Annotated in this window: 20 protein-coding genes; 12 read left to right on the forward strand and 8 right to left on the reverse strand. The window is 69.3% G+C overall.

Annotation, left to right across the window (positions count from 1 at the left end):
* Positions 1–64 precede the first annotated feature (64 nt).
* On the forward strand, positions 65–976 hold the full coding sequence (locus GQ57_RS03845; RefSeq protein ID WP_034197120.1) for a LysR substrate-binding domain-containing protein: 912 nt from the start codon (positions 65–67) through the stop codon (positions 974–976).
* Positions 977–1,030: 54 nt separating this feature from the next.
* Here the strand turns inward: GQ57_RS03845 and csgH are convergent, their stop codons facing one another.
* The 6 genes from csgH to GQ57_RS38085 all read right to left on the reverse strand — a co-directional run bounded on the left by csgH (position 1,031) and on the right by GQ57_RS38085 (position 5,642).
* Entirely contained in the window at positions 1,031–1,351 is a 321-nt protein-coding gene (csgH, locus tag GQ57_RS03850; RefSeq protein WP_031398305.1) for a curli-like amyloid fiber formation chaperone CsgH, read from the reverse strand.
* Between the two features lie 72 nt (positions 1,352–1,423).
* Complete coding sequence (locus tag GQ57_RS03855; RefSeq protein WP_034197121.1) at positions 1,424–2,800, reverse strand: beta strand repeat-containing protein; 1,377 nt, start codon at positions 2,798–2,800, stop codon at positions 1,424–1,426.
* 134 nt (positions 2,801–2,934) lie between these two features.
* Positions 2,935–3,477, reverse strand: coding sequence for a hypothetical protein (locus GQ57_RS38080; protein ID WP_031398303.1), 543 nt, complete (start codon positions 3,475–3,477; stop codon positions 2,935–2,937).
* 30 nt (positions 3,478–3,507) lie between these two features.
* Positions 3,508–4,446 carry a CsgG/HfaB family protein gene (locus GQ57_RS03865; protein ID WP_052001047.1) on the reverse strand — a complete coding sequence of 313 codons (939 nt, stop codon included), beginning with the start codon at positions 4,444–4,446 and terminating at the stop codon, positions 3,508–3,510.
* A 26-nt stretch (positions 4,447–4,472) separates the two neighbouring features.
* A complete protein-coding gene (locus GQ57_RS03870; protein ID WP_235212667.1) occupies positions 4,473–4,895 on the reverse strand; it encodes a curli assembly protein CsgF in 423 nt (140 codons plus the stop codon).
* A 45-nt stretch (positions 4,896–4,940) separates the two neighbouring features.
* Entirely contained in the window at positions 4,941–5,642 is a 702-nt protein-coding gene (locus GQ57_RS38085) for a CsgE family curli-type amyloid fiber assembly protein (RefSeq protein WP_152603184.1), read from the reverse strand.
* 363 nt (positions 5,643–6,005) lie between these two features.
* Between GQ57_RS38085 and GQ57_RS03880 the strand changes: the two genes are divergently transcribed.
* The 6 genes from GQ57_RS03880 (at position 6,006) to GQ57_RS03905 (ending at position 12,162) form a co-directional block, all read left to right on the forward strand.
* On the forward strand, positions 6,006–6,725 hold the full coding sequence (locus GQ57_RS03880) for an SDR family oxidoreductase (protein ID WP_034197122.1): 720 nt from the start codon (positions 6,006–6,008) through the stop codon (positions 6,723–6,725).
* Between the two features lie 235 nt (positions 6,726–6,960).
* The gene (locus GQ57_RS03885) at positions 6,961–8,922 is read left to right on the forward strand and encodes an arylsulfatase (protein ID WP_034197123.1); all 1,962 of its coding nucleotides are present in this window, start codon (positions 6,961–6,963) and stop codon (positions 8,920–8,922) included.
* A 10-nt stretch (positions 8,923–8,932) separates the two neighbouring features.
* On the forward strand, positions 8,933–9,982 hold the full coding sequence (locus GQ57_RS03890; protein ID WP_034197124.1) for a formylglycine-generating enzyme family protein: 1,050 nt from the start codon (positions 8,933–8,935) through the stop codon (positions 9,980–9,982).
* Positions 9,979–10,791: a MetQ/NlpA family lipoprotein gene (locus tag GQ57_RS03895; protein ID WP_034197125.1), complete on the forward strand. Its 813-nt coding sequence runs from the start codon at positions 9,979–9,981 to the stop codon at positions 10,789–10,791. Before GQ57_RS03890 ends, GQ57_RS03895 begins: the two co-directional genes overlap by 4 nt.
* On the forward strand, positions 10,785–11,771 hold the full coding sequence (locus GQ57_RS03900) for a hypothetical protein (RefSeq protein WP_034197126.1): 987 nt from the start codon (positions 10,785–10,787) through the stop codon (positions 11,769–11,771). The genes GQ57_RS03895 and GQ57_RS03900 overlap by 7 nt, the downstream gene beginning before the upstream one ends.
* 64 nt (positions 11,772–11,835) lie before the next feature.
* Complete coding sequence (locus tag GQ57_RS03905) at positions 11,836–12,162, forward strand: antibiotic biosynthesis monooxygenase family protein (protein WP_031398294.1); 327 nt, start codon at positions 11,836–11,838, stop codon at positions 12,160–12,162.
* Between the two features lie 131 nt (positions 12,163–12,293).
* Here the strand turns inward: GQ57_RS03905 and GQ57_RS03910 are convergent, their stop codons facing one another.
* Positions 12,294–13,226, reverse strand: a complete 933-nt coding sequence (locus GQ57_RS03910) for a LysR family transcriptional regulator (RefSeq protein WP_031398293.1) — start codon at positions 13,224–13,226, stop codon at positions 12,294–12,296.
* 205 nt (positions 13,227–13,431) lie between these two features.
* On the opposite strand from GQ57_RS03910, the gene GQ57_RS03915 reads away from it, so the two are divergent.
* The 4 genes from GQ57_RS03915 to pdeR all read left to right on the forward strand — a co-directional run bounded on the left by GQ57_RS03915 (position 13,432) and on the right by pdeR (position 21,910).
* Positions 13,432–14,205, forward strand: a complete 774-nt coding sequence (locus tag GQ57_RS03915) for a putative hydro-lyase (protein WP_031398292.1) — start codon at positions 13,432–13,434, stop codon at positions 14,203–14,205.
* 64 nt (positions 14,206–14,269) lie between these two features.
* Positions 14,270–15,568: an MFS transporter gene (locus tag GQ57_RS03920; protein WP_031398291.1), complete on the forward strand. Its 1,299-nt coding sequence runs from the start codon at positions 14,270–14,272 to the stop codon at positions 15,566–15,568.
* Between the two features lie 127 nt (positions 15,569–15,695).
* On the forward strand, positions 15,696–19,346 hold the full coding sequence (locus tag GQ57_RS03925; protein ID WP_034197127.1) for a hydantoinase B/oxoprolinase family protein: 3,651 nt from the start codon (positions 15,696–15,698) through the stop codon (positions 19,344–19,346).
* 560 nt (positions 19,347–19,906) lie between these two features.
* On the forward strand, positions 19,907–21,910 hold the full coding sequence (gene pdeR, locus GQ57_RS03930) for a cyclic di-GMP phosphodiesterase (RefSeq protein ID WP_031398289.1): 2,004 nt from the start codon (positions 19,907–19,909) through the stop codon (positions 21,908–21,910).
* A gap of 48 nt (positions 21,911–21,958) precedes the next feature.
* On the opposite strand, the gene GQ57_RS03935 is transcribed toward pdeR, so the two are convergent.
* Positions 21,959–22,822: a crotonase/enoyl-CoA hydratase family protein gene (locus GQ57_RS03935; protein ID WP_031398288.1), complete on the reverse strand. Its 864-nt coding sequence runs from the start codon at positions 22,820–22,822 to the stop codon at positions 21,959–21,961.
* Positions 22,823–23,786: 964 nt separating this feature from the next.
* Between GQ57_RS03935 and GQ57_RS03940 the strand changes: the two genes are divergently transcribed.
* Complete coding sequence (locus GQ57_RS03940; protein WP_031398287.1) at positions 23,787–24,509, forward strand: winged helix-turn-helix domain-containing protein; 723 nt, start codon at positions 23,787–23,789, stop codon at positions 24,507–24,509.
* The last annotated feature ends 3 nt before the right edge of the window (positions 24,510–24,512 follow it).

The following is a 24,512-nucleotide window of genomic DNA, read 5'->3' on the forward strand; positions in this document are numbered from 1 at the left end:
GAATTCGGCCGATGACTGTTTCCTCACTGGACACAAACCCGTTATCGAACCGGAGCGGAACGGCATGGACGAGCGGTTGAGGGGCGTGGCGGAATTCGTCGACGTGGTGGAGTCGGGCAGCTTCGCGGCGGCGGCGCTGCGCCTGGGCGTCACGCGCTCGGCGGTGGCGAAGGTCGTCGCGCGGCTCGAACACCGGCTCGGCGCGCGGCTGCTGCAGCGCACGACGCGCCAGCTGAGCCTGACCGACGAGGGGCTGGTCTATTACGAGCAGTGCCGGCGGCTGCTGGCCGAACTCGGCGAGACGGAGGCCGCGCTCGACGCCGGGCGGCGCGAGCCGGCGGGGCGGCTGCGCGTCAGCGTGCCGGTGCTGTTCGGGCGGCAATGCGTGGCGCCCGTGATGCGGCGCCTGGTGGAGCGCCACGCGCGGCTCGAAATCGACGTGTCGTTCAGCGATCGCGTGGCCGACCTCGTCAACGACGGCTTCGACCTCGCGGTGCGCATCGGCGAGCTGGCCGACACGAGCGCGCTCGTCGGCCGGCCGCTCGGCGTGCAGCGCATGGGCATCTGCGCGTCGCCCGCGTATCTCGACCGTCATGGCACGCCGGCAGGGCTCGACGCGCTCGCGTCGCATGTCGGCATCGCGTATTCGCGCGGCGGGCAACCGACGCCGTGGCGGATCGTCGGCGCGGACGGCGCGGTGCACGATCATCGCCCGGCCGGGCGCCTGCGGCTGGACGACCTGCAGGCGATCGCCGACGCGGCCGCCGCCGGCGCGGGCCTCGCGTGGCTGCCGTGCTGGCTGATGGCGCCTTACCTGCGCGACGGCCGTCTCGCGCTCGTGATGGGCAGCGACAGCGTGTCGGGCGCCGACGTGTACGCGGTGCGGCCGGCTTCGCGCCATGTGCCGTCGAAGCTGCGCGTCGTCATCGATGCGCTGGTCGACGAGATCCCGCGCATGCTGGCGTCCGGCGCCTGAGCGGCGTGGCGCCGCGGTCGCGGCCCGGCGGGCGGCGCCCGCCCGCGTGCCGCATCAATCGGCCGCGCGGTGCGGATTGCAGTCCACCGAATACTCCGCGTGCTCGCCGTTGACGTGCAGCACCAGCGTCGCCTGGCAGATGTCGTTCGACCCGACGCTCAGCCGCAGCATCGCGAGCGGCCGGTCTTCGCCGCCGGCGAGCCGCGACTCGCCGGAGCGCGTCAGCGTGGCCGAGCCCGCGCCGCCGGTGCGGGTGATGCGCAGGCTGTACGACACGTCGACCGGCGCGGCCGCCCGCACGTGCGGCACGATGTTCACGCCGCCGGCGCCGGCGGCAATGTCGAAATAGGCATTCAGATCGTGAATCCCGACCATGATCGGTCTCCTGTCGAATGAAAAAAAGGCCGAACGGGCATCCGTCCGGCCTTTTCGTTACACCGCCGTCGCTCAGTGCTGCCTGACCGATACGGTGTTGTTGAGGCCGTTCTGGCTGATGCTCGCGTAGTTGCCGTTGCCCTGTTGCAGCAGCGTGGCGCTGTTGTTGTAGCCGAACTGCGTCACGTAGCCCTGGTTGCCCGAGCCGGCCACCTGCGACGCGTTGATGGTGTTGAAGCCGCCGGCCTGCGACAGGCTCAGCAGGTCGTCCGCACCCGTCTGCGACGCATTGGCGACGTTGCCGATGTCGAGCGTCTGGTTCACCGTCGTCAGCGAGCCGGATGCCGCCGTCTGCGTCACGGTTGCCTGGTTGTTCGCCGAACCCTGCGTGATGGATGCCGTCGAACCGGCCGAGCTGGTCTGCGTGATCGTCGCCTGGTTGTTCACGTCCGTTTGCGTGACGGTCGCGCTGTTGCCGAAGCCGAACTGCTGCGTGATCGTCGCGGTGTTGGAGGCGGCCGCCTGGTTGATCGTCGCGCTGTCGCCGAACTCGAGCGTCTGGTTGACCGTGGCGCTGTTGCTGTCGGCCGTCTGCGTGATCGAGGTCGTGTTGCCGTTCGACAGGAGCTGGTTCACCGTCGCGGTGTTGCCGGCCACGCCGCCCGATTGCGAAATCGTCGTCTGGTTGCCGCCGCCGAACGACGAAGTCACGTTGGCGGTTTCGGCGCCGCTCTGGGTCGTCGTGACCCGGTCGCCGCCTTCCGCGAACTGCGTCACGTTGGCGTTGGTCACGCCGCCCGTCTGCGTGATCGACGTCGTGTTCGCGCCGGCCCACGAGGTCTGGACCGTCGCCGTGCCGTTGTTGCCGGTCTGCGTGATGCCGACGGTGTTGCCGACCGTGTCCGTCTGCGTCACGGTCGCGTTGTTGCCGATCGCCGACTGGCTCGGCGTGCCCTGGTTGATCGTCACCGTGTTCCAGCCGCCGCCCTGCTGCGAGATCGATGCGCTATCGATGTAGCTGTACTGGTTGATCGTGTTGGTGTCGTATTGCGGGCCGCCCGTGTACGCCGACGTCGTCTGGGTGATGTTCGCCGAGAAGTCGCCGCCGCCGGACTGGGTCACGTAGTTCGATTCGTGCGACGTGCCCGTCTGCGACACGTTCACGCTCGAATACGGTTGCGCCCACCAGGAGTTCTGCTGGATCACGGTCGTGTCGCCGCTGCCGCCCTGGGTCGTCACGTTGGCGACGAACCCGTACGCCGGATTGTTGCCGAGTGCCGACTGCGTAATCGATACCGAATCCCCGCTCGTCGCCGCCTGTTCGACGGTCGCCGAGTTGTAGTTGCCGGACTGGCCGACGTTCACGGTGTTCCCGGCCGAGTCGGCCTGTGCGGCGGCCGATGCGAACATCAGCACGGCGATTGCGATTGCAGACTTGGTCACCTTCATCTCTTGCTCCTGATTCGAAAGAAAATTCGCCGGAAAAGTCGGTCTTTTACCGGCACCCCCGCCAATTGAGGGCGCTCTCACGCCCACACGTCACACCACTTCATGCCCGTCACTTGCAACCTGCGTAACCGTCGCTACCGCGTCAGCACCGTGGCGCGCGCGCCGTTGCCGGTCTGAATCACCTGGATGCCGGTGTTCGTGCCGCTCTGCACGATGTTCACCGCGTTGTTGCTGCCGTTCTGCGTGACGCGCGCCGACAGCGACGTGCCGACCTGCGTCGAGCTGACCGAATTGCCGGCGCCGTTCTGCTGCACCTGCAGCGTGTTGCCGTTGCCGCGCTGGGTCGCGTTCAGCGTATTGCCGACGCCGGACTGCGACGCCGCGACCCAGTTCTGCGCACCCGTCTGGCGCGCGACGATCGCGTTGTTGTCGCCGGCCTGCAGGGTCGTCGCGCCGTTGTGGCCGCTCTGGTCGAGCGACGCGGTATTGCCGCTGCCGCCCTGCTGGACCGAGACGATGTTGCCGCTGTAGTCGAACGCCGGTTCGGGCGGGCCGAGATCGCTGTACGCCACGGGCGCGCCCCACGCCGCCTGCACGGCGGCCGCCGCGCACATGGCTGCCAGCACCCGCCGCACGACGCGGGCGCGGCCGTTCCGATCACGCTGTCGATTCATCATGTGTTCTCCGCTGGCCGGCTTCATGCCGGTTCAATGACTGGACGCCCCCGCCCGTTCGACCTTCTGCGGGTCGTACGCGGTGTTGGCGTCTTCCATGTCCTGTGCGTACTGGCGGTCTTCCTGCAGATACCGCTGCATCGTCGGGTCGTACCAGTCCTGGTCGTTCTTCAGCGCCCAGGTCTGGTTCGCGACGCCCTGCACGATCAGGTGCGTGAGCGCCGATTCGATCGCCTCGTTCACGCAGATCTGCGCGGGTTCGTTGCGGGTCAGCCCGGCTTCCGCCTGCAGCAGGTCCTTGAATCCGACGAAGCGGTAGACCCCCGTGTCGACCTGGTAGGAGTAGACGGTCTTGGTCGTCGATACGCTGTTGAGCACCTGGCCCGTGCGGATGTCGATCGCGCGCAGGTTCACGGTGACCTGGTCGATCCGGTACTGCGTCGACCCGCTGATCCCGAGATACGCCACGCCGGCTCCGCCGGTGCGGACGTTCGTGTCGTAGCCGACGATCCCGCCTTCGAGCACGATGTTCGCCGGCAGCAGCGGCGCCATCGCATCGTTCTGCGCCTTCTTCGCATCCGCGCCGTCGGTGGCGCGCATGATCTTGCGTTCGGTCAGGAGGTCCTGCAGGTTCTCGCGCTCCACCGGCGTGAACCAGCCCGAGTCGCGCATGGCCTTGACCAGGAACGACGCGCCGCCCTGCGTGACCTGCGACGAGAAGGAGCTGTCCGGCGACGCCTTGTACTGCCCGGTCAGGTCGCGGAAGCCGTACACGGCGGCGACGATCTTGCCCTTCGGCGGCGGGAGGTGCGTGAGGTCGCGCGTGGTGCGCGTCGGCGGCGTCAGCGTCGCATTGCTCAAGGCCGGCATCGGCCGCGTGACGCAGCCGGCCAGCGACAGCAGCAGCGCCGCGCCGGTTGCAATCCGTTTCATCCCCGTGTGGAAGCGCACGCGTTCAGCGTTTTTTTTCATGATGTGCCCGATCGTTATTCTTGGATTTATTGGCCGTTGCTGACGATGAACGTGGAGGTCGCGCCCGTCGTCTTGTCGGTGGTCGTCACCTGCAGGTTGCCGTTGCCGGCGGAGCTCACGACGATCGTGAAATTGCCGGTGCTGATCGTCCCCGGCTTGAGTTCGCCGTTGGTGCCGACGATCGAGTTCGTCACCGAGCCGGCGACGCGCGACAGGATCGCCTGCTGCAACTGCGCGTTGAACTGGTCGAGGGACGACGTCGACGTCGGCGATGCGCTGGCGGACAGCGACGGATCGGTGTACTTGCTCTGCGCATTGGCCTCGTTGAGCAGGTTGGGGCCGTTGGCGGGGTTGCCGCCGAAATTCGGGTTGTTCGGCTGGTAAATCAGCGCCGACGACCACGCATACGGCGAAACCGCGGTCATGGCGACCAGGGCGATCAGGCCCAATCCGTTTCGACTCATTTTCCGTAACCCCTTTGTTCGATTAATCGACTAAATCTCGTCTTTCGCCAGATCCGAATCGGGAAACAGCAAATTCGACAGATCGTCCTGAATGACGGTTTGAAAGGAAATATTGGCGGCGCTTTCGGCCACGGCCCGGACGTTGGCGCGGGCGATCGGCAGGAAAGTCTGGAATACGCGTTTTTGCTGGAATTCCACCCAGATCAGGCTGCCGTAACGTCCCGACGGCCGTTCGTGAATGGCGACGATATAGCGCTCGCTCAGCGGGATGTCCGCCCACGTCTGCGAGAAGTAGGTATAGAAATCGCGGCCGGCGAGCGTCACCGCGTCGGTGGTGACCGTGCCGCCGAGCCGGTCTTCCGGAAGCGCCGCGCGGGCGGCCGCCTTGGCGCCGGCCGCGGCGCTTGCGGCCGGCTTGCCCGCCGCCGGGCCCGTGCCGGGTGCGGGCTTCGGCGTTTCAAGGACGCGTTCGGCGTTCAGCAGGGTCGACGGCGGCGCGATCGGATGGCCGCCGTTCGCGGCGGCCGGAGGCGGCGCGTCGAGGGTGTCCTGGGCTTGCGCGCGCGCCGCCGCGACCAGCGACAGACACGCCACGGCCCCCCAGGCAATGCGCCTGCTTGCGCTCGATCCCATTTCCCCGACCCCGATGAATTTGTACGACTCACGACGCCGCTCGATTTTCGGGTTATTCGTTCCCGGCTGAACACGGCACATGGTGGGGGGAGTCAGCAAGAGGCATGCCTGCCCTTGTTTCAAACGGAATGGCTTATTCCTTTTCCATTCGTCTTATTTTTCAATTACACATCCCGTTCACGTGAAACGTTTGCGCGCACGATATTCATTAACAAGCTTTCTTTTGGTATTCGGAAATCCGCTTTTAAATCGGACGATATTTCCCGCCGCCCGTCATTTGGAAATTCCTGATCGCGCCGGGGCGGGCAAACGTAACGTGCCGCTACGGGGCGCGCGTAACGACATGACGTAACGTACCGTTACGCACGTAGAATCGTCCGACGAAAGCGCGGGTTCCGGCGCGCGGCGCCGCCGGCCCGTCCATTTCCACGTCATTCATGTGAACCGACTTCGGGAGCACGCATGTCATCTCGCACGTATCTCGTCACCGGCGCGTCGCGCGGCATCGGCCACGCGCTCAGCGCAACACTCGCCCGGCGCGGCCATCGCGTGATCGGCCTCGCGCGGCACACGCAGGGCATCGATTTCCCCGGCGAACTGATCGCGTGCGATCTCGCCGACCTCGAACGGACGGCGGCCACGCTGGCCCGCATCGGCGAGCGGCACGATGTCGACGGCATCGTGAACAACGCCGGCATCGCGTTGCCGCAACCGCTCGGGAAGATCGATTTCCCGTCGCTGCAGGCCGTGTTCGATCTCAACGTGCGGGCCGCGATCCAGGTCACGCAGCACTTCGTGGGCGCGCTGAAGGCGCGTGGCCACGGGCGCATCGTCAACGTCTGCAGCCGCGCGATTTTCGGCAGCCTCGATCGCACCGCGTATTCCGCCGCGAAGAGCGCGCTCGTCGGCTGCACGCGCACGTGGGCGCTCGAGCTGGCCGAGCATGGCGTGACCGTGAACGCGGTGGCGCCGGGCCCGATCGAGACCGCGCTGTTCCGCCAGACGCGGCCGGTCGGCAGCGAAGCCGAACGCAAGGTGCTCGCGACGATTCCCGCGCGCCGGCTCGGCACGCCCGACGACGTGGCCGCGGCGATCGCCTTCTTCCTGTCCGACGAGGCCGGCTTCGTCACGGGGCAGGTGCTGTCGGTGGACGGCGGCGGCAGCCTCGGCGGGCGGAGCTGACGCAACCGGTGCGACCTCGCGCGGTGTGGCCGGCGCGGGCGCGCGTCCCGCGTGCAGCGCATCGCACCGCGACGCACCGCATCGCACCGCGACGTCGACCGCGACCGCGACCGCGGACGGTCTGCCGGCTGGCGCACATATTCCGCCGCTCCGTTAGCATCTGACGAATCCGACTTTGGGGGCCGCACGCGCGACGCTAAGATCGCCGATCCTGTAGATCGAGCGTTCCAGAACAATGAAAAAGTCCGCTGCGCCGTTGCATGCCTTCCGTATCCGTGTCGCCTGCGCCGCGATCGCCGGCGCGCTGTCGCTCGCCTCGTGCGGCGGCGTCGACAGCGACGCGCCGTCGTCGCAGGCCGATACGACGACACCGCCGCTGGCGGCGAAGCGTCCGAACATCCTGTACATCATGGCCGACGATCTCGGCTATTCCGACATCCATGCGTTCGGCGGCGAGATCGACACGCCGAACCTCGACGCGCTGGTCGCGTCGGGGCGGATCCTGTCGAACCATCACACGGGCACCGTCTGCGCGATCACGCGCGCGATGCTGGTTTCCGGCACCGATCACCATCTCGTCGGCGAAGGCACGATGGGCGTGCCGACCGACGAGCGGCGCGGGTTGCCCGGCTACGAGGGCTACCTGAACGACCGCGCGCTGTCGTTCGCACAACTGCTGAAGGACGCCGGCTATCACACCTACATCGCGGGCAAGTGGCACATCGGCTCGGGGATCGTGGGCAGCGCGACGGGCAGCGGGCAGACGCCCGACCAGTGGGGCTTCGAGCGCAGCTACGTGCTGCTCGGCGGCGCGGCGACGAATCACTTCGCGCACGAGCCGGCCGGCTCGTCGAACTACACGGAAGACGGCCGCTACGTGCAGCCGGGCCAGCCCGGGCAGCCGGGCGGCGCGGGCGGCAGCCCGGCCGTGTTCTATTCGACCGACTTCTACACGCAGAAGCTGATCTCGTACATCGACTCGAACAAGCGCGACGGCAAGCCGTTCTTCGCGTACGCGGCCTACACGTCGCCGCACTGGCCGCTGCAGGTGCCCGAGCCGTGGCTGCACAAGTATGCGGGCGTGTACGACGCCGGCTACGACGCGATCCGCAACGCGCGGATCGCCCGGCAAAAGGCGCTGGGCCTGATCCCCGCCGATTTCCGGCCGTTCGACGGGCTGCCGGAAACGACCGTGGCGTCGCCCGCGACCGCGAACAACGGCGCCGCGAACGCGAAGTACGTCAGCGCGGTGCACTCGGCCGCGGACGGCTACGGCGACTACGGCCCCGGCAAGGTCGACAAGCTGTGGTCGAGCCTGTCGCCGGACGAGCGCAGGGCGCAGGCGCGCTACATGGAGATCTATGCGGGGATGGTCGAGAACCTCGACTACAACATCGGCCTGCTGATCCAGCACCTGAAGGACATCGGCGAATACGACAACACCTTCATCATGTTCCAGTCGGACAACGGCGCGGAGGGCTGGCCGATCGATTCCGGCGCGGACCCGACGGCGACCGACACCGCGAACGGGCAGGCGCCGATCTACGCGACGCTCGGCACCGACAACGGCAAGCAGAACGCGCAGCGCCTGCAGTACGGGCTGCGCTGGGCCGAGGTGAGCGCGGCGCCGTTCCGGCTCACGAAGGGCTACTCGGCCGAAGGCGGCGTGTCGACGCCGACCATCGTGCGGCTGCCCGGGCAGAGCCGGCAGTTGCCGACGCTGCGCGCGTTTACGCACGTGACCGACAACACGGCGACGTTCCTCGCGGTCGCGGGGGTCACGCCGCCGTCGCAGCCGGCGCCGCCGCTCGTCAACACGCTGACGGGCGTCGACCAGAACAAGGGCAAGGTGGTCTACAACAACCGCTACGTGTATCCGGTCACGGGCCAGTCGCTGCTGCCGGTGCTCACGGGTTCGGCCAGCGGCGAGGTGCACACCGCGCCGTTCGGCGACGAGGCGTACGGCCGCGCCTACCTGCGCAGCGCCGACGGCCGCTGGAAGGCGCTGTGGACCGAGCCGCCGCTCGGCCCGCCCGACGGCCACTGGCAGCTTTACGACCTCGCGTCGGATCGCGGCGAGACGACCGACGTGTCGGCGCAGAACCCGTCGGTGATCGGCACGCTCGTCGACCAGTGGAAGACCTACATGAGCAACGTCGGCGGGGTCGAGCCGCTGCGTCCGCGCGGCTATTACTGAGGACGGCGCGATGCGGCTCCGCTTCTGGACGACCGGCGCGACGCTTGCCGCCGCGCTGTTCGCCGCCGCGTTCGCGGTGGGCTATGCGAACCCGGCGGCGCAGACGGGAGGCGCATTCGACGACGCGAATCGCGGCCGCGCGCTCGCGCCGCTCGGCTCCGAGTCGCAGTGCCGGCGTTACGCGGGGCTGCCGGCCGGATGGCGCGACGATCCGCAGGCCGGGATGGTGCACCTGCGCGGCGGCGCGTTCGTGTTCGGCAGCACGCGCGGCTACGCGGACGAGCGCCCGGCCGGCGACGGCCGCACGCGCGTCGGCGGCTTCTGGATCGACCAGACCGACGTGACGATCGCGCAGTTCGCCGCGTTCGTGCAGGCGACCGGCTACGTGACCGAGCCCGAGCGGCAGGGCGGCGCGGCGGTGTTCCACGTGCCGACGCGCGACGAGATGAACGCGCGCGACATCGCGTGGTGGTCGTGGGTGCCGGGCGCGTCGTGGCGTCATCCGCGCGGCCCCGGCAGCGGTGTCGACGGGCTCGGCAACCTGCCCGTCACGCTCGTCACGCAGCGCGACGCGCTCGCGTATGCGCGCTGGCTCGGCCGCGACCTGCCGACCGAGGCCGAATGGGAATACGCGGGCAAGGCCGGCCGCGACGACGCGTCGCTCGACGCGGCGCCGCGCGACGCGCAGGGCCGGCCGGCCGCGAACTACTGGCAGGGCGTGTTCCCGGTGCTCGACACCGCCGAGGACGGCCATGCGGGGCTCGCCCCCGTCGGCTGCTATGCGGCGAACGGCTTCCGGCTCTACGACATGATCGGCAACGCCTGGGAATGGACGAAGGACAGCTACTCGGGCCCGCACCAGCCGCATGCGAACGGCGACACGGCGGCCGTCGCACCGCCGACGCGCCGGCACGATACGCCGATGGTCATCAAGGGCGGCTCGTTCCTGTGCTCGCGCGACTACTGCGTGCGCTATCGCGCGTCGTCGCGCGAACAGCAGGAAGCCGATCTCGGGGCGTCGCACATCGGCTTTCGCACGATCCTGAGGGATGCATCATGAAGCAACGTATCGCGCGCGTCGTGTCGGTGTGGCTGCTCGCCGCGTCCGGCATCGCGCTCCAGGGCGCGGCGATCGCGGCCGAAGCCGCCGCGCCGCCCGTGCGGGTCGGCGTCACGCGCGGCGTGCACGCGCAGATCCTCGACGAAGTGAAGCGGGTTGCGGCTTCTCGCGGGCTGGGCGTCGACGTCGTCGAATTCGACGACGCGTCGCGCATCGACGCGGCGCTCGCCGACGGCCGGATCGACGCCGCCAGCTTCGAGGATGCGCAGCAGCTCGCCGCGACGCGCGCGCGGCAACGCTACGCGCTGACCGAAGTCGCGCCGACCGTCACGCTGCCGATGGCGCTCTATTCGCGCAGGCTCAAGAGCCTGAACGAGCTGCAACCCGGCGCGACGGTCGCGATTCCCGCCGACCGGCGCGGAATGGCGCGCGCGCTCGTGCTGCTGCAGAACGACACGCTGGTGACGCTGCGCGAGCAGGCCGGCCTGCATGCGACGCTGCGCGACGTGACCGGCAACCGGCTCGGGCTGAAGCTCGTCGCGCTGCGCCGCGACCGTCTTTACGCGGCGCTCGACACGGCCGCGTTCGTCGCGATCGACAGCGACGACGCCGCGCGCGCCGGGCTGCAGCCCGCGCGCGACAGCATCAGCCTCGAGGACGCGCGCTCGCCGTACGCGAACGTGCTGACGGTGCGCAGCGCCGATCGCGCGCAGCCGTGGGTCGCGCAACTCGTCGCCGCGTATCACTCGGACGACGTCGCGCGCTTCATCCTCACGCGCTACCAGGATTCGGTGCGGCGGCCGTGGTAGAGACCCTCCTGCTCGCGTGCCACGCATGCGGCCGCTGCTGCAACAGCCCGCCGACCCTGTCGCTGCGCGAGCTGTTCCGGCACCGGCACCGCTTTGTCGGCGCGCTCGCGCTCCGGCGTCTGCCGAAACGGCGGATCGGCGAGCGCTGGCGTGCGGGCGGGCGCGAGCATGTGCTCGACGCGGACGACGTCGCGGCCTGCGACGCGCTGGCGGAGCGGCTGTTCCATCGCCCCGGCGGCGCGGGCGGCGAGTGGCTCGCGCTGACGCTGCAAGGCTACGACTATCCGTCGCTCGGCCGGTGCGCGGCGCTCGCCGCCGACGGCCGCTGCGGCGTGCATGCGCACAAGCCGTCGATCTGCGGCGCGGTGCCGCTCGATCCGATGCTGCCGGACCGGCTGCAGTCCCGCGTGCTGGCCGCGCGGCGCGACGATGCGGCATGGCTCGGCGCGAACTGCATCGTCGATGGCGAGGCCGCACGCGCGTCCACCGGGGCGCCGTTCCCGATTCCGCTGGTGACGGACGGACAGGTGGCCGAGCGCGCGGCGCTCGACGCGCATCGCGACGCGCTCGCGTTCGAGCGCGCGGTGTGGCGCGACGCGGTGTGCGCGTCGCTGGCCGGCGGCGGGCAGACGTTGCGCGACGCGCTGTCGCGGCTCGCGCCGGGCGGCTACCTGACCGTGTCGATCGTGCCCGTGCTGCTGGCCGTCGCACCGGTTTCCGCGCATTGCCGCGCGTTGTGCGTGGACTTCATCGACGCGCAGCTCGCGCTGATCGGCGCGAACGTCGAGGCCGCGCTCGCGCGCCGGCATGTCGACGACCGCTCCGCGACCCGCGAACTGCGCGGCTTCGCGCAGGCGCTCGAACGCGCGCGGCAGGCACTGGCCGCGATGCCGGCGCCCGCGGCGGGCGCGCGAGACGATGCGCCGCGCATCGATGCGTGGCTCGGCGATACGCGCGGCATCGACACGCTCGCCGCGTGACGATCGCGGCACGCGGCGCGTGCCTTACACTGGCCGCTTTTCCATCGCTATCGCGGGAGCGGGCATGTACGCGTCGACCTTCATTTTCCGGGCCGGGCAATTCGACGACGAATTCCACCGGCTCGACCGGCAGATCGCCGAGATGGCGCGCGCGACGCCCGGCTATCTCGGCGAGGAGACCTGGGAGAACGCCGAGTCGGGGCTGATCCAGAACGTCTACTACTGGGAGTCGGAGGCGGCGCTGCAACAGCTGATGCAGCATCCGGCGCATCGCGAAGCGAAGGCGAAGCAGGCGCGCTGGCTCGACGGCTATCGCGTCGTGATTTCGCAGGTGCTGCGCGAATACGGCGACGGCCGGCTGGCGCAGCCGCACGCGGGCGAATCCGCCTGATTGGCTGCCGTTTCACCGGCTTCGCGTGACGGACGGGCGATCGCGCGCTGCGCATGCGTCGCGCAAACGCAAGCGCGAACGGGTCGATGCGATGCGCGTCGCGCAGCGCCCGCCCGAACCGCGTCACCGCATCACAGCGCCTCGACCAGCAGCCGCTTGCTCTTGCCGCAATACTCGTGACACGCGGCCCGCGCCGCGATCGCCGCGCCGTGCACGTACCTCGGCGCGTCCGCGCGCCGCGACATCGAGACGACGATCGACGGCGGCGACGGCTGCAGCGGCAGCTCGACGACTTCGCCGCGCTCGATCAGCGCATCGACGAACAGCACCGGAATCGCGGCGACGCCGAAGCCGTCGCGCACCAGCTGCACGATCACCGAGATCGACGGCGAGCCGGTGATGCGCGTGTCCGACAGCGGCACGCCGTGCGCGTGCGCGAGCGTGCGGACGATGTCCTCGAGCGCGCGATGGGGCGCCGTGCCGCGCCCGTAGGTCAGGATCGGCTGGCGCAGCACCTGCCGCGCGAGGCCCGTGCGCGTATTCGGCAGCAGCCCCGCGCGCGCGATCCAGCGCACCGGATAGCTCGCGAGCGCGTCGCACACGACCGACGCCTCGTCGCTGCCCTCGACGCGGATGATCAGGTCGAGCTCCCCGGCCATCAGCCGGCGCTGCAGCACGACGCTCACGTCGACGGTCAGGTCGATTTCAAGCTGCGGATAGTCGGCCGCGAGCCGCCGCATGCAGTTCGGCAGCCAGCTGTGCACGACGGTCTCGATCACCCCCAGCCGCAGCTTGCCGCGCAGCGCGCTCTCGCCGGACGCGGCGGCCTGCAGCTCCTGCGTCGCCTCGACCACGGCCTTCGCGTAGCCGAGCAGGTACTCGCCGTTCGGCGTGAGCCGGAATTCGCGGCTGTCGCGGTCGACGAGCACCGTCTGCAGCTCGTCCTCGAGCGCCTTCACGCGCTGCGAGATCGCGGCCGGCGTCGCATGCAGCGCGGCGGCCGTCGTGCGGAAGTTGCGCAGCTTCGCGAGCGTGACGAAGGTTTCGAGAAAACGCGTGTTCATGGCGGTCGGGCGGACGGTGGCAGCGCAGCTTGCCGGTGAGGAAAAGTGAACGGAGCCGGGGAAAACCCCGAGATCCGTTAAGAAATTCTATACACGAAGCGCAAAAAAACTCGTTGGCGACAAAATTTTTTCTTTTCTATTCTTCGCCGTATCCGATGACACACCGCCGTCATCGCCACGTCATCCCGATCCGCGAACGACTCTCATGACCCCTTCCGAATTCCGCCAGTCCGTGCGCCGCGGCGCGTTCCGCGGCCCGACCGCCGGCCATTGCGGCCCGTTCGCGCAAGCGAATCTGGCGATCCTGCCCGACGCGTACGCGCACGATTTCCTGCGCTTCTGCCAGGCGAACCCGAAAGCGTGCCCGCTGCTCGGCGTCGGCGAGCCGGGCGCGTTCCGGCTCGACGCGCTCGGCGAGGATCTCGACATCCGCACCGATGTGCCGAGCTATAACGTATACCGCGACGGCCGCCTCGCCGAGCGCGTCGAGTCGCTGGAGGCGTTGTGGCGCGACGATTTCGTCGTGTTCGCGATCGGCTGTTCGTTCTCGTTCGAGGACATGCTGGCGCGCGAGGGGATCGGGCTGCGCCACGTCGAGGAGGGGCGCAACGTGCCGATGTACCGCACGTCGATTCCGAACCGCCGCGCCGGCATCTTCGGCGGCCAGCTCGTCGTGTCGATGCGCCCGATGCGCGGCGCCGACGCGATTCGCGCGGTGCAGATCACGAGCCGGTTCCCGGGCGTGCACGGCGCGCCGATCCATCTCGGCGATCCGCGCGAACTGGGCATCGCCGATCTGGGCGCCCCCGAATTCGGCGACGCGGTGACGATCCGCGACGGCGAACTGCCGGTGTTCTGGGCGTGCGGCGTGACGCCGCAAACCGCGCTGATGGAGGCGCAACTGCCGATCGCCATCGCCCACACGCCCGGCCACATGCTGATGACCGACATCACGAACGCATCGCTGGCCGTGTTCTGAGCCGCGACGACGCCCGCCCTCATTCGACGCCATTTCGACGGCACACAACGACAGGAGCACCACCATGGAAAGCAAGACCCTCGCGGCGAGCGCCGCGGAGCCCGCGGGCCCCGAGCGCAACGGCCTGTTCTCGTGGTACGCCGATGCGCAGCCGCGCGAGCGCCGCGCCTTCTGGAGCTGCAAGGTCGGCTACATGCTCGACGGGATGGACACGCAGATGCTGTCGTTCGTGATCCCGACCCTGGTCGCGACCTGGGGCCTCTCGCTGGCGGACGCCGGCCTGATCGGCACGATCACGCTGCTCGCGTCGGCGGCCGGCGGCTGGATCGCCGGCATCCTGTCGGACCGGATCGGCCGCGTGCGCACGCTGCAGCTCACCGTGCTGTGGTTCGCCGCGTTCACCGCGCTGTGCGGGCTCGCGCAGAACTACCCGCAGTTGCTCGCGGCGCGCGCGCTGATGGGCTTCGGCTTCGGCGGCGAATGGACGGCCGGCGCGGTGCTGATCGGCGAAGTCATCCGCGCGCGCGATCGCGGCCGGGCGGTCGGCCTCGTGCAGTCGGGCTGGGCGATCGGCTGGGGGCTGTGCGCGCTGCTGTATGCGCTGCTGTTCTCGGTGCTGCCGCCCGAGCAGGCATGGCGCGCGCTGTTCTTCGTCGGGCTGGCGCCCGCGCTGCTGGTCGTCGCGATCCGCCGCTACGTGAAGGAGCCGGACGTCTACGAGAAGGAGAAGGCCGCGCAGGCGAAAACGGCCGATGCGCCGCGCCTCACCGAGATCTTCTCGCCGCAGCTGATCACGACGACGCTGCGCGCGGCGCTGCTGACGACCGGCGCGCAGGGCGGCTACTACGCGATCACGACGTGGCTGCCGACCTTCCTGAAGACCGAGCGGCACCTGACCGTGATGGGCACCGGCGGCTATCTCGCGATGATCATCCTCGGCTCGTGGGTCGGCTACCTGGCGAGCGCGTACCTGACCGACCGTCTCGGCCGCAAGCCGAACTTCATCCTGTTCGCGGTGGGCTCGATGGTGATCGCGTTCGCGTACACGTCGCTGAACCTGACCAACGCGTCGATGCTCTGGCTCGGCTTCCCGCTCGGCTTCTTCGCATCGGGCATCTTCTCCGGGATGGGCGCGTTCCTGACCGAGCTGTTCCCGACCCGCGTGCGCGGCTCCGGCCAGGGCTTCTGCTACAACGTGGGCCGCGCGATCGGCGCGCTGTTCCCGTTCCTGATCGGCGCGCTGTCCAAGCAATACGGGCTCGGCACGAGCATCGGCCTGTTCGCGGTCGCCGCGTACGGCGTGGTGATCGTCGCCGCGCTGACGCTGCCCGAAACGCGCGGCCGCGAACTCGACGCCGCGTGAGCGGCGGGGCGTCCCGCCTTTCGCCGCCGTTTTCTTCCCCCGTTCCATCGCCACCGTGACACGGCGCGCGCCGCGCGCCGTGCGGCGGCGCTCGTCTCCCGATTCAACGACGCTTCGACCCGACATCATGACCGACCGACACCTTTCCCCCGTTCCCTCCGACACCGCGCGCTGGCAATTCTGGATCGACCGCGGCGGCACGTTCACCGACATCGTCGCGCGCCGGCCCGACGGCACGCTCGTCACGCACAAGCTGCTGTCGGAGAACCCCGAGCAGTACCGCGACGCGGCCGTGGCCGGCATCCGCCACCTGCTCGGCCTGGCCGACGGCGAGCCGATCACGCCGGAGCGCGTCGACATGGTGAAGATGGGCACGACGGTGGCGACCAACGCGCTGCTCGAACGCAAGGGCGAACGCACCGCGCTCGCGACGACGCGCGGCTTTCGCGACGTGCTGCGCATCGCGTACCAGAACCGGCCGCGCCTGTTCGATCTCGACATCGTGCTGCCCGACGCGCTGTACGAGACGGTCGTTGAGATCGACGAGCGCGTCGGCGCGCAGGGCGAGGTCGTCGCGCCGCTCGACGAACGGGCCGCCGAAGCCGCGCTGCGCCGCGTGTTCGACGACGGCGTGCGCGCGCTCGCGATCGTGCTGATCCACGGCTATCGCCATACCGCGCACGAACGCGCGCTGGCCGCGCTCGCGCGCCGCATCGGCTTCACGCAGGTCTCGGTGTCGCACGAGGTGTCCCCGCTGATGAAGATGGTGTCGCGCGGCGACACGACCGTCGTCGACGCGTACCTGTCGCCGATCCTGCGCCGCTACGTCGAGCAGGTCGCGCGCGAGATGCCGGGCGTGAACCTGCAGTTCATGCAGAGCAGCGGCGGGCTGACGCGCGCCGACGCGTTCCAGGGCAAGGACGCGATCCTGTCCGGGCCGGCCGGCGGCATCGTCGGGATGGTGCGCGCCGCGCAGGCGGCCGGCTTCGAGCGGGTGATCGGCTTCGACATGGGCGGCACGTCGACCGACGTGTCGCACTACAACGGCGAATTCGAGCGCGTGTTCGAGACGCAGGTGGCCGGCGTGCGGATGCGCGCGCCGATGATGAGCATCCACACGGTCGCCGCGGGCGGCGGCTCGGTGCTCGGCTTCGACGGTGCGCGGCTGCGCGTCGGGCCCGAGTCGGCCGGCGCGAACCCGGGGCCGGCCGCGTACCGGCGCGGCGGCCCGCTGACGGTGACCGACTGCAACGTGATGCTCGGCAAGATCCAGCCCGATCATTTCCCGCGCGTGTTCGGCCCGCGGGCGGACCAGCCGCTCGACCGCGACGGCGTGGTCGCGAAGTTCGCCGCGCTCGCCGACGAGATCCACGCGGCGACGGGGCGGCGCGAGACGCCCGAGGCGCTCGCCGAAGGCTTCCTGGAAATCGCGATCGGCAGCATGGCGAACGCGATCAAGAAGATCTCCGTGCAGCGCGGCCACGACGTGTCGCGCTACGTGCTGACGACGTTCGGCGGCGCGGGCGGCCAGCACGCGTGCGGCGTGGCCGACGCGCTCGGGATGACGCAGGTGTTCGCGCACCCGCTCGCGGGCGTGCTGTCCGCGTACGGGATGGGCCTGGCCGACCAGACCGCGATGCGCGAGCGCGCGGTCGAGGTCGTGCTGTCCGACGCGTCGCTGCCGGCGCTGCACGCGGCGCTCGACCGGCTGGCCGACGAGGCCGTCGGCGCGCTGCGCGAGCAGGGCGTCGCGCCGGAGCGGATCGCGACCGAGCGGCGCGTGCACCTGCGCTACCAGGGCACCGATTCGGCGCTCGACGTGCCGGCCGGCAGCGTTGCCGCGATGCAGCAGGCGTTCGAGGCCGCGTACCGGCAACGCTACGCATTCCTGATGCCCGGCACGCCGCTCGTCGCCGAGCTTGCGTCGGTCGAGGCGATCGGCCGTTCCGACGCGCCGGTGGAGATCGCGCCGCTCGCGCCGCGCGGAGCGGGCGAGGGCGACGGCGCCGCGCCGCGCGCCGCTTCCGCCGTGCGCTTCCATTCCGGCGGCCAGTGGCACGACGCGGCGCTTTACGTGCGCGACACGCTGCTGGCCGGCGACACGATCGACGGCCCGGCGATCGTCGCGGAGCGCAACGGCACGACCGTGGTCGAGCCCGGCTGGCGCGCGCGGATGACCGCGCAGGGCAATCTCGTGATGACGCGCGCGACGCCGCTGCCGACGCGCCGCTCGCTCGGCACCGACGCCGACCCGGTGCGGCTCGAGATCTTCAACAACCTGTTCATGTCGATCGCCGAGCAGATGGGGCTGCGGCTGCAGAACACCGCGTACTCGGTGAACATCAAGGAGCGGCTCGACTTCTCGTGCGCGATCTTCGACGGCGACGGCAACCTGATCGCGAATGCGCCGCACATGCCCGTGCACCTCGGGTCGATGGGCGAGAGCATCCGCACGGTGATCGAGCGCAACCGCGGCCGCATGCGCGACGGCGACGTCTTCATGCTGAACGACCCGTACCACGGCGGCACGCACCTGCCGGACGTGACCGTCATCACGCCGGTGTTCGCGGACGGCTCGGACGCACCGCTGTTCTACGTCGGCTCGCGCGGCCATCACGCGGACATCGGCGGCACGACGCCGGGCTCGATGCCGCCCGACTCGACGCATATCGACGAGGAGGGCGTGCTGATCGACAACTGGCAACTCGTGTCGGCCGGCGAGCTGCGCGACGCGCAAACCCGCGCGCTGCTCGCGTCGGGCCGCTACCCGGCGCGCAACGTCGAGCAGAACATGGCCGACCTGCGCGCACAGGTCGCCGCGAACCAGAAGGGCGTGGACGAGCTGCGCCGGATGGTCGCGCAGTTCGGCCGCGACGTCGTGCTCGCGTTCATGGGGCACGTGCAGGACAACGCGGAGGAGGCCGTGCGGCGCGTGATCGGCGCGCTGCAGGACGGCGCGTACCGCTACCCGCTCGACAACGGCGCCGAGATTCGGGTCGCGATCCGCGTCGACCGCGCGGCGCGGCGCGCGGAAATCGATTTCACGGGCACGTCCGCGCAGCTCGACAACAACTTCAACGCGCCGAAGGCCGTGTGCATGGCCGCCGTGCTGTACGTGTTCCGCACGCTGGTCGGCGACGACATCCCGCTGAACGCCGGCTGCCTGAAGCCGCTCACGGTGATCGTGCCGGCACGCTCGATGCTGAACCCCGAGTATCCGGCGGCGGTCGTGTCGGGCAACGTCGAGACGTCGTCGGCGATCACCAACGCGCTGTACGGCGCGCTGGGCTGCGTCGCGTCGAGCCAGGGAACGATGAACAACTTCACTTTCGGCAACGAGCGGGTTCAGTACTACGAGACGATCGCGGGCGGGAGCGGCGCGGGCGACGGCTTCGCCGGCGTCGGCGCGGTGCAGACCCACATGACGAACTCGCGGCTCACCGATCCGGAGATATTGGAATGGCGCTACCCGGTGCGGCTCGACTCGCACCGGATCCGCGCCGGGTCGGGCGGCGCCGGGCGCTGGCGCGGCGGCGACGGCGCGGTGCGGCGGATCCGCTTCCTCGAGCCGATGACCGCGTCGATCCTGTCGAACAACCGGATCCACGCGCCGTTCGGCGCGGCCGGCGGCGCGGCGGGCGCGCTCGGGCGCAACACGATCGAGCGCGCGGACGGCACGGTCGAGGCGCTCGACCATATCGGCCGCGCGCAGATGGCGCCGGGCGACGTGTTCGTTGTCGAGACCCCGGGCGGCGGTGGATACGGCGCCGCGGACTGAGCCGCATCGCGGCGCGGGCACCCCGCGCCGCTGCGCGGACGACATTGCCACGGATTGTGAAATGAAGTCTGCGCATTCACGCATCATAAGAATGAAAAAATGACGGAAAATCGGGTCGCAGTCATGCGATCCGACCCTGCTGTCATGCGTCTGTCATCATGCGATCCGGGATTTCCCGGATCCGCCGCAAACGCCCGCCCGCCGGGCACCTTGCCGGTTGCGCCGGCCGCATTGCGCAGTGCGTCAAACGCGTTCTCGCGGACTGCCAATCATGAATAATCCGGCTTGCCAACTGAGCCCCGATTCCTTGACACTCTGCTCTAAATGTGAGTGCCAATCCCGATCGTCATTTGATAAGATGGGTCTCATCATTCGTTTGGCAGCACCTGCGCGCGTCATGCGCGAACGCCGGGTCGCATTAGTTGGAAACAAGTACGGGACGAGGCCCATCTTCACGGCAATCACCGCCGGCCGGGAGCGCGCGATGTGCGACCCGGAAGGGCGGCCGGCCGGCTCGCCTCCGTCTACACTGTGCGTTTTTTCTGGATCGGGGCGTCTCCATGGATGACGAAAACGATAGCGCGGTGCTCGAAGCGCACGTCGGTACGCGCAGCCCCTGCTGGCGTCTCGGCAGCGACAGCAACGCCCTCGAGCTGGCGGCCGTTCGCGGCCTGACCAACGTCGCCGTCGCACTGACGGCCGAGCAGGCCGCATGCGTGCGCGCGCTGACCGGCGTCACGTCGCACCTGGTGCTCGACATCGTGCTGTTCGGCGAGTCGGTCAGCCTTCATCTCGTCGGCAGGAAGGTCGACACCACCGACTGGGCCGGCACCGCCTCCGCCTATTCCGACACCGAATCCGTCGCGGGCGATCTCGCGCACGGGCTCGCGTTCGCCGAGCAGGTCGTGTCCGAAGTGAATTCGCTCGTGGTCATTCTCGACCGCAACGGAATGGTGCAGCGCTTCAACCGCCTGTGCGAGGAAGTGACGGGCCGGCGCGAGGTCGACGTGATCGGCCGCAGCGCGTTCGAGCTGTTCATGAGCCCTGAGCAGGGCGCGCAGTCGCGCAGCAACATCACGGGCTTTTTCGCGAGCAACCATTCGTTCGCCGTCGAGCGCTACATCAACACGGTGAACGGGCCGCGCCTGTTCCAGTTCCGCAACAAGTTCGTGCAGAGCGGCAGCGGCGTGGACGAGCAGTTCCTGATCTGCTCGGGCATCGACATCACCGAGGAGCGCAGCGCGCAGCAGCGGCTCATCGAACTCGCGAATACCGACGTGCTCACCGGGCTGCCGAACCGTCATGCGATCAGCGAGCGCATCCACGCGGCGATCGCGGCGGAAACCGCCGCGTCGCGCGGGCAGGTCGGCATCCTGTTCCTCGATCTCGACAACTTCAAGCGCGTCAACGATCACTACGGCCACATCACCGGCGACCGGCTGCTGCAGGACGTGTCGGCGATCATCAACGGCTGCCTGCCGTCCGGCGCGACGCTCGCGCGGCTCGGCGGCGACGAATTCCTCGTGCTGTTCGAGCATGGCACGCGGCCGCTGCTGGAGGCGACCGCGCAGATCATCCTCGAGCGGCTGCGCACGCCGATCCATCTCGGGTTGATGGAGGTGTACACGAGCTGCTCGATCGGCATCGCGATGCATCCGCAGCACGGCGATTCGCTCGAGACGCTGATCCGCAGCGCGGATACCGCGATGTACGTCGCCAAGGAGGCGGGCAAGCATACGTACCGCGTGTTCTCGCTGGAGATGAACCAGAAGGTGGCGAAGTACATGTGGCTCGACACGAATCTGCGCAAGGCGCTGGAGGAGGAGCAGTTCGTGCTGCACTACCAGCCGGTCGTCGATATCGCGACGGGCGACGTGCACGGCGTCGAGGCGCTGATCCGCTGGCAGTCGCCCGATCGCGGGCTGGTCGCGCCGATCGAGTTCATCCGTTTTGCGGAGGAGTCCGGCCTGATCGCGCCGCTCGGGCGCTGGGTGATGCGCACCGCGGCCGCGCAGGCCGCCGCGTGGAAGGCGCAGGGGCTCGACATCCGGATCGCGGTGAACGTGTCGGCGCGGCAGTTGCAGGACATGAACATCGTGCACCAGCTGGCGTCGATTCTCGACGCCGCGGGGCTCAAGCCCGGCCTGCTCGACATCGAGCTGACCGAGAGCTGCTTCATCGAGGACGAGGATGCGGCCAACGGGCTGATGCGGCAGTTCCGCCAGCTCGGCGCGGAGATCCATCTCGACGATTTCGGCACCGGCTATTCGTCGCTGTCGCAGTTGTCGCGCCTGCCGCTCGACGCGATCAAGCTCGACCGCACCTTCATCACGGGCATCGACCGCAACCCGCGTTCGCAGGCGCTGGTGCGCTCGGTCGTGTCGCTCGCGAAGGCGCTGAATTTCGCGGTGATCGCCGAAGGCGTCGAAACGCATGCGGAAGCCGAATTCCTCAAGCAGCTCGACGTCGATCACGCGCAGGGCTACTACTACGCCCGCCCGATGCCGGCGCAGGCGTTCGAGGCGTGGCTCGCGGAGACGAGAAAGCTCAGGCTGATCGCCTGAGCCCCGTTGCCGCGCAGGCGCCGCCGGCAAGCGGCGGCGCCTGTCGCGTTACACCGTGCGCAGCTTCGACACGCGCCGGTTCTGCAGCATCACGAGGCGTTCCATGTACGCGAGATCCTTCGGCTCGATCGTGAACGCCGCATGCACCCACGCTTCCGTGATGTCCATCAGCTCGGAGCGCGTCAGCTGGAACACCCGCTCGCGCGCGCGCAGCATCGCGCGCACGCCGTTCAGCTTCGGCTTCGTCACGTCGATGAAGGTGCGGGTCGCGAGATACGCGTCGCCGGCGTCGAACGTCTGGTCGATCAGCCCGCGATCCTCGTACCACTCGGCCACGTGCGCTTCACCGGTCGCGATCAGCGATTCCGCGAGGCCGCGGTCCGCCTTGCGCGCGACGAGCGAATAGCCGCCCATGCCCGGGAACAGGTTGAACGCGATCTCGGGGAACCCGAGCTTCACGCCCTTCTGCGCGAGCACGTAGTGATGCGCGAGCGCGGCCTCGAAGCCGCCGCCCAGCGCGCTGCCCTCGACCATCGCGATCGAGATCGCCCCGGTGCCGAAGCCCGTGTAGATCTCGTACACGCCGTCGATGCACGAACGCGCGTAGGCCATCAGCAGGTCGCGCTTGCCGCTGCGGATCGCGTCGACGAAGAAGCTCAGGTCGCCGCCGACATTGAACAGCTCGGGGACGAGCGAGCCCGTCACCCAGAAGTCGAACCGCAGGCCCGAGTCGCGTGCGACGCGCGCGAGATGGATGATGTCGGTGACGAGCTGCTGGTTGAAGCACGGCCTCGGCTCCGATCGCAGCATCATCCACATGACGTTGCGGCCTTCTTCGTAGAACGCCGTCAGTTGCGTGAGTTCGCCGGCTTCGTAAAACGGGCGGCAAGCGGGATGGGATTGGAGTTGCATGGTATGTCCTCGTGAGATGTGGTTTTTGAAGACCGCCGCGCCCGGCGCCATGCGGAACATCGGGTTGCCCGCCTGGGGCCGGGCGCGAGGCACCGCCATTGTTGCGCGCACAAACTTGGCCGATGTGTTGAATGGGTCACCCGATTGCGTGGTCGGCAAGCGCGCGGCGGCGGGACAATCGGCGGTGGGCGAGCGGATCGATGCACGACTTCCGTGCGCCGCGGAAAGCCGTTTTTCCGAGGATTTCACGCAACGCGCGTGCGCGGCTCGGGGGCCGCGCGGGTATTTCGCATGCGTTCTTTTTTGAGCGGCGTGCAGTGACGTGCAGTGACGACGGCAACGCGGACCGATCGCCGCTACAACGGAAACGGGATGGGCCGCGCTCGCGTGAGTGGAGCGAACGGGACGAAGCGGTCCCGCATGACAGGGGCAGGGGCGATCGTGGTCGATGCAAAGCGACGCGACGCCGATTTCGTTCGGCATGCAGATCGACTGACGGACGCGCGGCGGATCGATGCACGCGGCTGGTGCGCGCGACGTGCCGGCGGCACGAACGGGGCCCGGCATCGGGGCGCATGTGCGATCGGCACGCCGGCGCGGCCCGCGCATCCGGCGCGATCGTTCGGCGCGGGCGCGCCCCGGAGCGTGCGCCGGGGCCTGCGTTACGACGGAAATCCGGGCAGGGTATTCACCGATCGCGACGCGCTTCCGCCGGGATTTTTCGACGTTAGAATCCCGCGCGCGTCCTTACTAAGCGACGCGACGGCGAACGCGGTGCGCGGCCGGGCGACGCGGCGATGCGCGCTCACGGGAACTTGCCAGGATCGGCCCGAATCGGCCACCATTCGCTTCCGGCCCGACCGCGCCAACCCGTCGCGGTCCGGCCTCATACCGACAGAAATGCCAGTCCGCCGTGAGCGACCGAACGAAGCGGCCGACGCGACCGGCTTGGAGGAGAACAGCCATGTCAGAAAAACATCGGATCCTGGTGCTGGACGACGATCCGGAGGTGCGCGTCTGGCTGACGGGCGTGCTGGAAGAGGCCGGTTACGAGGTCTCGGCGGTCGACAGCGCCGCCCGGATGCAGCAGCAGCTCGCGGCCGCGCCGCACGCGCTCGTGATCCTCGACCTGAAGCTGCGCGGCGAGGACGGCCTGACGGTCGCGCGCGAGCTGCGGCGCCGTTCCGACGTGTCGATCATCATGATCAGCGGCCTGGGCGACGAGACGGATCGCATCCTCGGGCTCGAAACCGCGGCCGACGATTTCGTCACCAAGCCGTTCTCCGGGCGCGAACTGATCGCGCGTGTGCGCGCCCAGCTGCGGCGCACGATCGAACTGTCGATGCCGCGCCCCGCGTCGAACGGAGGCGGCCCGCGCTACTGCTTCGACGGCTGGACGATGGACCTGGCCGCGCGCACGCTGACGCACCATGGCGGCCCGTGCGCACTGACGCAGGGCGAATTCGAGCTGCTCGCGGCGATGGTGCAGCAGCCGTCGCGCGTCTGGTCGCGCGACCAGTTGCTCGAACATACGCGCGGCTTCGGCATCGACGTGTACGACCGCACGATCGACGTGCTGATCCTGCGCCTGCGCCGCAAGATCGAGCCGAACCCCGAGCAGCCGACCTATATCCGCACGCAGCGCGGCGTCGGCTATGTGTTCGCGGTACCCGTCGTGCGCGTGTGACGC

This window comes from Burkholderia sp. MSh2 (genome assembly GCF_000731655.1).
Taxonomy (GTDB): Bacteria; Pseudomonadota; Gammaproteobacteria; order Burkholderiales; family Burkholderiaceae; genus Burkholderia; species Burkholderia paludis.